The sequence below is a fragment of the Bacillus sp. 165 genome, from assembly GCF_017742235.1.
GTDB lineage: Bacteria > Bacillota > Bacilli > Bacillales > Bacillaceae_G > JAGHKQ01.
In genome coordinates, this window is record NZ_JAGHKQ010000019.1 from 1 (window position 1) to 12,184 (window position 12,184).

General features: G+C 35.9%; 13 protein-coding genes and 1 rRNA gene. 13 read left to right on the forward strand and 1 reads right to left on the reverse strand.

Annotation, left to right across the window (positions count from 1 at the left end):
• The first annotated feature begins 59 nt into the window (after positions 1-59).
• From rrf to rsmI, 10 genes are all read left to right on the forward strand, one after another.
• A 5S ribosomal RNA gene (gene rrf / locus J7Q84_RS16560) occupies positions 60-175 on the forward strand.
• A gap of 246 nt (positions 176-421) precedes the next feature.
• Positions 422-640 carry a sigma factor G inhibitor Gin gene (locus J7Q84_RS16565; protein WP_209096138.1) on the forward strand — a complete coding sequence of 73 codons (219 nt, stop codon included), beginning with the start codon at positions 422-424 and terminating at the stop codon, positions 638-640.
• Between the two features lie 79 nt (positions 641-719).
• On the forward strand, positions 720-2,138 hold the full coding sequence (locus J7Q84_RS16570) for an aminotransferase class I/II-fold pyridoxal phosphate-dependent enzyme (RefSeq protein ID WP_209096140.1): 1,419 nt from the start codon (positions 720-722) through the stop codon (positions 2,136-2,138).
• 16 nt (positions 2,139-2,154) lie between these two features.
• Positions 2,155-2,784, forward strand: a complete 630-nt coding sequence (gene tmk / locus J7Q84_RS16575) for a dTMP kinase (RefSeq protein WP_209096142.1) — start codon at positions 2,155-2,157, stop codon at positions 2,782-2,784.
• A gap of 34 nt (positions 2,785-2,818) precedes the next feature.
• Entirely contained in the window at positions 2,819-3,808 is a 990-nt protein-coding gene (holB, locus tag J7Q84_RS16580; protein ID WP_209096144.1) for a DNA polymerase III subunit delta', read from the forward strand.
• Positions 3,809-3,812: 4 nt separating this feature from the next.
• A complete protein-coding gene (locus tag J7Q84_RS16585) occupies positions 3,813-4,640 on the forward strand; it encodes a PSP1 domain-containing protein (protein WP_209096146.1) in 828 nt (275 codons plus the stop codon).
• 12 nt (positions 4,641-4,652) lie between these two features.
• Complete coding sequence (gene yabA / locus J7Q84_RS16590; protein WP_209096148.1) at positions 4,653-5,009, forward strand: DNA replication initiation control protein YabA; 357 nt, start codon at positions 4,653-4,655, stop codon at positions 5,007-5,009.
• A gap of 143 nt (positions 5,010-5,152) precedes the next feature.
• Complete coding sequence (locus tag J7Q84_RS16595) at positions 5,153-5,893, forward strand: tRNA1(Val) (adenine(37)-N6)-methyltransferase (RefSeq protein ID WP_209096150.1); 741 nt, start codon at positions 5,153-5,155, stop codon at positions 5,891-5,893.
• Entirely contained in the window at positions 5,883-6,170 is a 288-nt protein-coding gene (locus tag J7Q84_RS16600) for a GIY-YIG nuclease family protein (protein ID WP_209096152.1), read from the forward strand. The genes J7Q84_RS16595 and J7Q84_RS16600 overlap by 11 nt, the downstream gene beginning before the upstream one ends.
• Entirely contained in the window at positions 6,142-7,008 is an 867-nt protein-coding gene (rsmI, locus tag J7Q84_RS16605; protein ID WP_209096154.1) for a 16S rRNA (cytidine(1402)-2'-O)-methyltransferase, read from the forward strand. Before J7Q84_RS16600 ends, rsmI begins: the two co-directional genes overlap by 29 nt.
• A gap of 53 nt (positions 7,009-7,061) precedes the next feature.
• Here rsmI and J7Q84_RS16610 read toward each other — a convergent pair whose 3' ends face one another.
• The gene (locus J7Q84_RS16610; RefSeq protein ID WP_209096156.1) at positions 7,062-7,346 is read right to left on the reverse strand and encodes an AbrB/MazE/SpoVT family DNA-binding domain-containing protein; all 285 of its coding nucleotides are present in this window, start codon (positions 7,344-7,346) and stop codon (positions 7,062-7,064) included.
• A gap of 372 nt (positions 7,347-7,718) precedes the next feature.
• Between J7Q84_RS16610 and metG the strand changes: the two genes are divergently transcribed.
• From metG to J7Q84_RS18640, 3 genes are all read left to right on the forward strand, one after another.
• Positions 7,719-9,701, forward strand: a complete 1,983-nt coding sequence (metG, locus tag J7Q84_RS16615; protein ID WP_209096158.1) for a methionine--tRNA ligase — start codon at positions 7,719-7,721, stop codon at positions 9,699-9,701.
• A 216-nt stretch (positions 9,702-9,917) separates the two neighbouring features.
• Positions 9,918-10,685: a TatD family hydrolase gene (locus tag J7Q84_RS16620; RefSeq protein ID WP_209096160.1), complete on the forward strand. Its 768-nt coding sequence runs from the start codon at positions 9,918-9,920 to the stop codon at positions 10,683-10,685.
• Positions 10,686-10,876: 191 nt separating this feature from the next.
• Positions 10,877-12,070 (forward strand): ubiquitin-like domain-containing protein, encoded by a 1,194-nt coding sequence (locus tag J7Q84_RS18640; protein WP_348519870.1) that lies wholly within the window; start codon positions 10,877-10,879, stop codon positions 12,068-12,070.
• The last annotated feature ends 114 nt before the right edge of the window (positions 12,071-12,184 follow it).

The window sequence follows — 12,184 nt, forward strand, 5'->3', positions numbered from 1 at the left end:
GACTTAACCAAGATGATGACGTTATCTAGTTTTGAGAGAACGAAGTTTTCTCTAATAGGTCTAGTGATGATGGCGAAGAGGTCACACCCGTTCCCATTCCGAACACGGAAGTTAAGCTCTTCAGCGCTGATGGTAGTTGGGACCTTGTCCCTGTGAGAGTAGGACGTCGCTAGGCAAGTAAAAACCAGTCGATTTGACTGGTTTTTTTATTTATCCTTTATTAGTATAGCTTTTAATTTCTGTTCCAAGAACATAAGTAAGGGTACTTTAAGAAGAAAAATTATTTTTTCAAGATACATACCTTTCTTTATTATGAAGACATACACACTAGCCCAAAGAGTTACATATATATAAACATAAAACAAAAACAAAAATTCGTAAAATTTGTATATATTTAAACAATTTGTCAAAGCTGTTAAATATGGAGGTGGGGAACGTGAATTCGGCAGCAGTAAAGCAACAGCCACTAAAACTGTGTGTAATCTGTGAACAGGAAAAGCAGGAAGGAATCCATGTATATAACAGCTTTATGTGCAATGACTGTGAAAGAGAGATTGTAAAAACAAATACAGATAGTCCTAGATACTTATTTTACCTGCAACAGATGAAAAAAATAAACTTACCTACAGTAAACCGATAACAAATAGGCGCTATGCCTATTATTTTTTTGTCTTAAAAAGTATAATGGTTATACACTTAGAATAAGAAGGAAGAGAAAAATGGGAAAAAGAAAGCTCCCTCTTTATGAAGAGTTAGTAGCATTTGCAAAACGAAAACCTTACTCTTTTCATGTCCCTGGGCATAAAAATGGTAAGATAAATATAATGAAGAGAAATGTTCATTATTATAATATATTAAAAATAGATGTAACTGAATTAACAGGATTAGATGATTTGCATGATCCATCTTCTTGTATAGAGGAAGCTCAGAAACTCACAGCTATAGTATATGATGTGCAAAACAGTTATTTTTTGGTAAATGGTTCAACTGTAGGAAATCTCGCTATGGTGTTAGCGGTGTGTGAAGAGGATGACGTGGTTCTTGTACAACGAAACTGTCATAAATCAATTATGAATGCCTTGCAGCTGGTTGGAGTGAAGCCGATCTTTTTATCTGCTGACATTGATGAACAGGCGCAAGTTCCAGTGGGAGTATCTTATGAAATAGTACAAGCTGCTTTACAACGGTACCCACAAGCTAAAGCACTTATACTAACACACCCGAACTACTATGGCATGAGTATAAACTTAGAGCCTATTATAGAGGCGGCACATGCACAAAATATTCCTGTATTAGTGGATGAGGCACATGGAGCTCATTTTTGTATAGGAGATCCATTTCCTCGCTCTGCGCTTGCATATGGAGCAGATATAGTAGTTCATTCAGCTCATAAAACCTTGCCAGCAATGACTATGGGAGCTTATTTACATATTAATAGTAGTCTCATTGATAGCAGTAAGGTAGAGAACTGCTTAAGTATGCTACAGTCAAGCAGTCCATCTTATCCAATTATGGCCTCTTTAGATATTGCACGGGCATTCTTGGAAGAGCTTAAAGAGATTGGGACAGAAGAGGTTTTTTCATTTTTGTATAATTTCCGGACTGATCTTTGTTCGATTCCACAAATTCAGGTGCTGGAGCACGCAAGACAAGATTGGATAAAAATTACTATTCAAAGTCGATGCAGTTTATCTGGATATGAACTCCAGCAGGTACTGGAAAGAGAAGGAATCTATACAGAGCTGGCAGATCCGTTAAATGTTTTATTAGTTCTGCCATTAGAAGTACAGGATGATTATAAGATAATAATAAATAAGATAAAGATAGCCCTTGAAAGTTATCCTATACTAACAAAATCAAAAATTGCTTCTAGTGATGCTTCGAAAGCAAATCTTACAATTTTTCCGTACAGTTATAAAGAGTTAAAAAAAATGAGAAAAGAAACTATATTATTGAAAGAAGCACAAGGGAGAATTGCAGCAGAGCAAATTCTCCCATATCCTCCGGGTATTCCGCTTATTATGAATGGTGAAAGGATCACGAAGGAGCATATTAAGTCTTTTAACACCCTCAAAAGTAGCGGCGCACGTTTTCAAGGATTTTCAGATGAAGAACGAATAGAAGTGTATATAGTATAGGAAAGGGTTGATAAATGTGGCTGGTACATTTATTACGATAGAAGGTCCAGATGGTTCAGGAAAATCTACTATTCTGCAAATGCTGTTTCACTATTTTCAAGAAAAAGGATATAAGGTGATGGCTACTCGTGAGCCAGGAGGCATTAGAATTGCTGAAGAAATTCGAAGCATTATTCATAATACAGAAAATACGATGATGGATGCACGAACAGAGGCTCTATTATATGCTGCTGCCAGGAGACAACACTTAGCAGAAAAAGTGATGCCGGCTTTACAAGATAATTACATTGTTTTATGCGATCGTTTTGTTGATAGCTCTCTTGCTTATCAAGGTTATGCAAGAGGATTAGGAGTAGAAAAAATATTTGAGATCAATCGATTTGCGATAGAAGATTGTATGCCTAATGTTACTATTTATTTAGATCTTGCACCATCTATTGGATTACAGCGTATCCATCAGGATACAGGAAGAGAGATCAACCGCTTAGATTTAGAAGGAATAGAATTTCATAAACGTGTTCATGAAGGATACTTGCATCTAGTTGAACGATTTAAAGATCGTATTAAGGTTGTAAATGCTGATGCACCTTTAGGAGAAGTGTTTGAAAGTGTAAAAGACATAATTGAAGAAAACCTGAAGCGATAGAATCATCAAATTTTATATAGGTGAGTGATGAAGTATGTCCAAGACGTGGGAACAGCTCCACTTAATGCAGCCAATCGCTGTAAAAATGCTGATAAATAGTATTGCTAAGAAGCGAGTCTCTCACGCCTATTTATTTGAAGGACCAAAGGGAACTGGGAAACTGGCAACGGCGATGCAACTGACGAAGCGTATATTTTGCAGTAACCCATCTGGGCATGAGCCATGCCAACAGTGCCATAATTGTCGAAGAATTGAATCTGGTAACCATCCTAATATTTATGTTGTAAAGCCGGATGGCTTATCGATAAAAAAACAGCAAATTCAACAGCTTCAAGAAGAATTTTCAAAAACGGGGTTAGAATCTAATCAAAAGGTATATATTTTAGAACATGCTGATCGTATGACGGTGACTGCAGCTAATACTCTTTTAAAGTTTTTAGAAGAACCGAACAGTCAAACAACAGCTGTCCTGCTGACAGAGCAAAGTCATCAAATACTAAACACGATTCTTTCACGCTGCCAAATTGTAACCTTCCGTCCACTTCCAAAAGAAATGCTTATAGAATCATTAAAAGAACAAGAAATAAACCTTACTTTAGCCTTATTGGCCGCACAGTTGACCAATAATTGGGAGGAAGCATTACAGCTTTGTAAGGAGGAATGGTTTGCACAAGCACGAGTTTTAGTGATAAAATTATATAAAGCATTAGCCAAAGAAGATCCATCACTTTTCTTTGTACAAGAAAAATGGGTTAAGCATTTCTCAGAGAAAGAGCAAATGCAACTGGGGTTAGATATGTTACTTCTCATATATAAGGATTTGTTATATGTCCAAATTAGTGAAGAAGAGAATGTTGTATTTAAGGATCAAATAGAGTCATTAAAACAGCATTCACTTCAATATTCGCAAAAACGAATAGTATCCTCACTTTCTAATATATTAGAAGCAAAACAAAAGATAAATGCTAATGTAAGTCTACAGTTAGTGTTTGAGCAGTTAGTATTGCGTTTGCAGGAGGGATAATAGCTTGTATGATGTAGTGGGCGTTCGTTTCAAGAAGGCTGGTAAAATTTATTACTTCGACCCCAACGAGCTCGATATTCCTGATAATGAATTTGTTATTGTGGAAACAGTAAGAGGGATAGAGTACGGAAAGGTCGTTATCAATAAAAAGAAGGTAGACGAGCATGATGTTGTTTTACCTTTGAAAAAGGTTATTCGTATCGCTGACGAAAATGACCGTAAAGTTGTGGAAGAAAATAGACAAGCAGCGAAAGAAGCTTATGAGGTTTGTTCGCATAAAGTGGATACTCATGAATTAGATATGAAGCTTGTAGATGTAGAATATACTTTTGACCGCAACAAGGTAATTTTTTATTTTACAGCTGATGGCCGAATTGACTTTAGAGAGCTTGTAAAAGATTTAGCTGCTATTTTCCGCACGCGTATTGAGCTTCGTCAAATTGGAGTGCGAGATGAAGCAAAAATGCTCGGGGGAATTGGACCGTGCGGAAGAATGCTGTGTTGTTCAACATTTTTAGGAGATTTTGAGCCTGTATCTATTAAGATGGCAAAGGATCAAAATCTATCATTAAACCCTGCTAAAATTTCAGGGTTATGCGGCAGATTAATGTGCTGCCTTAAGTATGAAAATGATGAATACGAAACTGCGAAAGAACAGCTGCCAGATTTAGATGAAAAGATTAAAACACCTAGTGGTCTGGGCCGTGTGGTAGGATTAAATATATTAGAACGATTAATTCAAGTGGAGCTTATCGACAATGGACGCATAATTGAATATACACTGGATGAACTCATTAAAGAAGGAGTCGTTTCTAGTCGAACCACGGATTAATGAGGTGGTATTGTGGATAAAAAAGACATATTTGCAGCAGTTTCAAATATGGAAGAGCAAATCGGACATTTGTATAAACAGCTCGGAGAGTTAAAGCTGCACCTCGCAGAATTGCTCGAAGAAAACCAGCATATCAAAATTGAAAATGAGAATTTACGCCGCAGATTTGAAACAGAATCTCTTGAAAAACAAAAAAAGCAAAAATATACTAATAAAAAGAGGGAAAAAACTCAAACTGATATTGGCGAAGGTTATGACAATCTGGCAAGACTATACCAAGAAGGATTTCATATTTGTAATCTGCATTACGGAAGTGTTCGTAAGGAAGGGGATTGTCTGTTTTGCTTGTCCTTTCTCAATAAGAAGTGATAGAGAATTTTCCAAAATGGAAGTTTTCTTCATTTTTGTTGATATGCAGTATATTAAATTACCTTTCCACAATGTTGGAAAGGTAATTTTTTGTATTTGAATACATACTAAGGATAGAAAATAGCATAGAAAGGAGCAAAAAGATGGTACAATTACGCGAAGGAGAACGCCTCGATTATTTGTTAGCAGAGGATATGAAGATTATTCAAAGTCCTCATGTATTTAATTTTTCGTTAGATGCTATTTTACTTGCGAAATTTGTATACGTTCCTATTCAAAAAGGAAATTTAATTGATTTATGTACAGGAAATAGTATTATTCCGCTTCTATTAAGTACACGAACAAAAGGGAAGATAACAGGAGTAGAAATCCAAGAACGTATTTATGATATGGGAAAACGGAGTATTGAATATAATCACCTTCAAGACCGTATTCAGCTTATTAACGGGGACATCAAACATATGCCTGAGAAGCTTGGACATCATAAATTTGATGTTGTTACATGTAATCCACCGTATTTTCAAACACCAAATTCATCTGAACAAAATTTAAATGAACACTTAGCTATAGCAAGACATGAAATATTATGTACATTAGAAGATGCTATTCGTGTGAGCAGTCAATTGGTTAAACAAGGAGGAAAAGTAGCATTTGTACATCGACCAGGTCGTTTGCTAGACATTGTGACGCTAATGAGAAAGTACAGAGTCGAGCCAAAACGTTTACAATTTGTTTATCCAAAGCTTGGTAAAGAAGCAAATACTATTTTAATCGAGGGAATTAAGGATGGAAATCCAGATTTAAAAGTCCTTCCACCTCTCGTTGTTTATGAACAAAACAATGAGTATACAAAGGAGCTTCGTTCTATCTTATATGGAGAGTAACCATTTCTTTTATGTATTAGAGTGTAGGGATGGCAGCTATTATGCAGGCTACACAAATGATTTAGAAAAGAGGGTGCGAGTGCATAATAAGGGAAAAGGCGCTCGTTATACACGATCTCGTTTACCGGTGAAAATGATTTATTACGAACAGTTTTGTTCTAAATCTGATGCATTAAAAGCAGAATATAGATTTAAACAGTTTAAGCGGCACGAAAAAGAAGGATATATGCAAGAAAGGAGAGAGTACCATGCTGCAACAGAAGAGCTTCCGGGATGAAACGAGAGGTACGTTGTTTTTAGTTCCAACTCCTATCGGAAATCTGGAAGATATAACATTTCGAGCAATCCGTATTTTAAAAGAAGCAGATTACATAGCGGCAGAAGATACAAGACAAACTAAAAAGCTATGTCATTACTTTGAAATTGAGACTCCACTTATAAGCTATCATGAGCACAATAAAGAAACAGCGGGTGACAAAATAATTCAGCTTGTAAAAGAAGGAAAAAAAATTGCACTTGTAAGCGATGCGGGAATGCCTTGTATTTCGGACCCAGGATATGAACTAGTTGCCCAAGCTGTAAAAGAAGAACAAATTGTCGTTCCATTGCCTGGCGCAAACGCCGCCCTTACAGCATTGATTGCTTCAGGGCTCCCTGCACGTCAATTTCATTTCTATGGTTTTTTAGACCGCCAGAAAAAAGAAAAAAAAATGCAGCTAGAGGCAATTAAATATATAAAAGAAACCATCATATTCTATGAAGCTCCTCATCGTTTAAAAGAAACGTTATCGGCCATGCTAGAAGTATTAGGGAACCGACAGATTGTTCTATGTCGGGAACTTACGAAAAAGTTTGAGGAATTTATTAGAGGTAGCATAGAAGAAGCAATTCAATGGACAAACGAGGAAGAAGTACGTGGTGAATTTTGTTTACTTATAGAAGGATCATTTGAGGAAATCCAAGAAGAAATATGGTGGGACTCTCTATCAATCCTAGAACATATAGAATATTATATCGAACAGCAGCAAATGTCTTCTAAAGATGCTATCAAAGCCGTAGCTAAAGATCGAGATATGGCAAAGCGTGAGGTGTATCAGCTATATCATATTGAATAAAAATAAATAAGGCTTCTCAACAAGAGAAGCCTTATTTATGCACCCATTGATTATTACTTGATTGTTGCAAGGTAAGTTTGAAGCTCTTTTAAAATTAATTCAGCACCTTCAGGGCTTAAGACAATTTTGCCTTCTGCTAAAGAAAGATTTTTGTCAGAAACTTCACCTGTAAGCTGACAAGTCATGTTCGGTTTATATTTTTTTAAGATGATTTTATCGTCATCAACATAAATCTCTAATGCATCTTTCTCTGCAATACCTAATGTACGGCGTAATTCGATGGGAATTACTACACGTCCTAATTCATCAACTTTACGAACAATCCCAGTAGATTTCATACCTGCTTTCCCCTCTCACATACATCTCTCTTTTTTCGTCATTTTTCGACAAAATACCCTACGGAACTATGATACCAATCATTTACATTTACGTCAATCCATATATTTTTAAAAATACAGGAAATTTGTAGAGATAAAAATATGCCTTTATCATAATATATAACAGAAAATTAGTATTTTATGTACTATTTTGTCTATTTTTAATTAAATTTTCTCGAATTCAAATTAATCCTTATGAATTTAATGTATAAATTTTACTGTAAAGAGAAATAGATGATGATATGTGTAATGATTACTATTCAACTCTCGTCTTCGTACGTGGGTTTTTGTTATACTGTTTATAAGAAACCTACAGGGAGGTCACCATTTTTTATGGCAGAAGACAAAAAATCATTTTATATTACGACACCAATCTATTACCCAAGCGGGAAATTACATATTGGTCATGCGTATACTACAGTAGCTGGAGATGCAATGGCTCGATATAAGCGTTTGCGCGGTTTTGATGTTTATTATTTAACTGGAACGGACGAGCATGGGCAAAAGATTCAAAAGAAAGCAGAAGAACTGGGCATAACACCACAGCAATATGTTGATGACATTGTTAAAGGAATCAAAGAATTATGGAGTAAAATGGATATTTCCTATGACGATTTTATTCGTACTACAGAATCGCGTCATAAAACGGTTGTCGAAAAAATATTCCAACGTCTTGTCGACCAGGGGGATATTTATTTAGATGAGTATGAAGGATGGTATTCTGTTCAAGATGAAACATTCTATACAGAGCATCAACTTGTTGAACCAATTATAGAAAACGGTAAGGTTATAGGGGGCAAAAGCCCTGACAGCGGTCATTCAGTGGAATTGGTAAAAGAAGAATCTTATTTCTTCCGTATGGGGAAATATGTCGATCGTTTATTGCAATTTTATGAAGAGAATCCGGAGTTCATTCAGCCAGAATCCCGTAAAAATGAAATGGTTAATAATTTCATTAAACCAGGCTTAGAAGACTTGGCTGTTTCAAGAACATCATTTGATTGGGGTGTTAAGGTTCCAGGGAATCCAAAACATGTTATTTATGTATGGGTAGATGCTCTATCTAACTATATCACCGCATTAGGATATGGAAGCGATAATGAAGAAAACTATAAAAAATATTGGCCTGCTGATGTACATTTAGTTGGCAAAGAAATTGTAAGATTCCATACTATTTATTGGCCAATCATTTTAATGGCGTTAGATTTACCTTTGCCGAAAAAAGTATTTGCACATGGGTGGATTTTAATGAAAGACGGTAAAATGAGCAAATCAAAAGGTAATGTAGTAGATCCTGTTACGTTGATTGATCGTTATGGTTTGGATTCTTTACGCTATTACTTATTACGTGAAGTACCATTTGGTTCTGATGGTGTATTCACACCAGAAGGGTTCGTAGAACGTATCAATTATGATTTAGCTAATGACTTAGGAAATTTATTAAATCGAACGGTAGCAATGATTGATAAGTACTTTAATGGAGAAATACCTGCTTATAGAGGAAATGTGACTCAATATGATGAGACGTTAGCTTCTTTTGCAAAAGAAACAGTTCAAAAAGTAGAGGAAGCGATGGAGAGCATGGAGTTTTCTGTTGCATTAACAACGATTTGGCAACTAATTAGCCGAACAAATAAATATATTGATGAAACACAGCCTTGGGTGCTAGCAAAGAATGAAACAGAGCATGAAAAGCTTCAATCTGTTATGTCGCATCTTGCTGAATCTTTGCGCCAGACAGCTATTATGCTTATGCCGTTTTTGACGCAATCTCCTGCAAATATTTTAAACCAGCTTGGTGTGACAGATGAAGGCTTGCGAACATGGGAAAGTTTGCAATCCTTTGGGTCTATTCCAGCAGGGACAAAGGTAGTAAAAGAACAACCGTTATTCCCACGTCTAGAGGTAGAGACAGAAGTGGAATATATTAAAATAAAAATGCAGGGAACTGCACCTAAGGAAGAAAAGCAACCTAAAAAAACAGAAAACGTTGAAGAGATTTCTATCGATGATTTCTTTAAAGTAGATTTACGTGTTGCGGAAATACTGCAAGCAGAACCTATTCCAAAAGCAGATAAGTTGCTCAAACTTCAGCTTGATTTAGGAACAGAGAAACGGCAAGTAGTTTCCGGTATCGCACAATATTACACACCAACTGACTTAATCGGTAAGAAAGTTATTTGTGTTACCAATCTAAAACCTGTAAAACTGCGTGGAGAATTATCTCAGGGAATGATTTTAGCAGGAAGTGATAATGGAACACTATCTTTGGCTACCATTGATCAGACTTTACCGAATGGAGCAAAGGTGAAGTAAATCATAAGGGTGTAAATACTACAAAAGAGATGTTTCCTGTATATCAAAATACGGAACATCTCTTTTTATTAGCATACAAAATCCCCTAAAATTTCTATAATTATGAGTGGAAAATATCATATTTTGTATCTATTTTGTAACATATTTGTCATTTGACTGTTAGGAAAGTAATTTTTTGTTGTGTTAGACTTAGACAAAGCAAAGGAGAAAAGTGCTATGCTTTTTGATACACATGTTCATTTAAATGCAACACAATTCGAAGAAGATTTAGAAGAAGTTATACAACGCGCACGAGAGGCAGGAGTGTCTCATGTAGTAGTTGTAGGATTTGATAGAGAGACTATTCTCAAAGCAATGGAGCTTACAGAAGCATACGATTTCATTTATGCTGCTATCGGCTGGCATCCAGTAGATGCTATTGATATGAAAGATGAGGATTTAGAGTGGATTGAAGAACTCGCTGTTCATCCAAAGGTAGTAGCGCTTGGTGAAATGGGATTAGACTACTATTGGGATAAGTCACCTCAGGATATTCAAAAAGAAGTATTTCGCAAACAAATACGGCTAGCTAAAAAAGTCAAATTGCCTATCGTCATTCATAATCGCGATGCAACACAAGATATTTTAGATATTCTAAAAGAAGAAAACGCTTCCGAAGTAGGAGGCATTATGCATTGCTTTAGTGGAAGTGTAGAAACTGCAAAAGAATGTATTGAAATGAATTTTCTTATTTCTTTAGGTGGTCCAGTTACATTTAAAAACGCTAAAAAACCGAAAGAAGTGGCGGCAGAATTGCCGTTGGAAAAACTTCTTATTGAAACAGATTGTCCATATTTAACTCCTCATCCTTTTAGAGGAAAAAGGAACGAACCGAGTTATGTAAAGCTTGTTGCTGAAGAGATTGCAGCTATTAAAGGAATTACATACGAAGATGTGGCGAAGGCTACATCAAATAATGCAAAAAAACTTTTCGGTATTAATTAATTTAACTTTTTTCAAGAGGTTTGTTTCTTCAAGTAAAGATGAATTACAAGCCTCTTGTTACATAAAGTATCATTTTTTAGATATTTGCTTCTTCCTATTTCCTATAATAGCCGTGCTGGGCTACTAGAATGATAGAGGGAAGAAAGCTAGTCAAATCTTATCTCAACGAACAAGAAGGAGGAGGTCTAATCGTGAATCTTAACACGAGGAACCTATTATCGAGGTTAGGGACAAGCAAAAAACTAGCAATCCAACTTACCAGTGCTCTAGTAATTTCCAGTTCAGTCGGTACAGCAGCTTACGCAGGCATGAAAGAAACCGTAACAATTGAAGTAGATGGAAAGAAGGAAGTCGTCCATACGCATGCTGAGACGATAAGAGAGTTATTGCAGGATGAAAGCATTAATATAACAGCCAAAGACAAGGTACAACCGGCAGTCGGTACAAAAATTAAGGATAATATGAAGATTATTGTAGATAAAGCCGTACCTGTTCAAGTAGTTGTAGATGGTAAGAGAAAAGCAGTATGGACTACAGCAGATACAGTGGAAGAGTTATTAAAAGAACAAAATATTATCGTCCAAGAACACGATAAAGTTTCATCGTCTTTAAGTTCTGCTATCAAGGCAAAAGGAAGTATTTTAATAGATAGAGCTTTTGTAGTCGATCTCAATGTTGGGGGAGAAGCAAAGCAAGTATGGTCAACTTCGATCACTGTCGGTGACTTTTTAAAGGAGCAAAATATTACATTAAATGAGCTCGATAGAGTAGAACCTTCAATGGATCAAATGGTGGATACAAATACTCCAGTAAAAGTTATCCGAGTAGAAAAAGTCACCGATGTGGTGGAAGAACCAATTCCGTTTGCCGAAGTAATTCAAAAAGACAGAAATTTAACACAGGGCTTTAAAAAAATTCTGCAAGAAGGAAAGCAAGGGTCTAAGCAGAAGTTTTTTGAAATAATTAAAGAAAATGGTATAGAAGTTTCTCGTATTTTACAAAAAGAAGTGCAAATGAAAGAGAGTAAAAATCGTATTGTTGTTGTAGGAACAAAGAAAACGCCTTCTATTCCATCTCGCGGAAATGAAGTTGTAGTAAGGGAGTTTGTTGTAGAAGCTACGGCATATACTCCATACTGTACAGGGTGTACAGGAATCAGCGCAGGGGGATACAACTATAAGGGTAACCCTAATATGAAGATGATTGCCGTAGATCCCCGCGTTATCCCTTTAGGTACTAAAGTTTACGTAGAAGGATATGGATACGCAATTGCAGGAGATACAGGAGGAGCTATAAAAGGAAATAAAATTGATGTATTAATGCCGACAAAAGCAGCAGCAAATAAATGGGGCCGTAAGAGAGTAATTATTCGTATTTTAAAGTAGTTATCAAAAGCAGAGAATAGAAAAATTCTCTGCTTTTCTTATTGTTTTTATGATTATGGTCGAAAATAAGAATTGAAAAGTTTTGCTTTTTCTTGTCTAATGATATAGGTAGCT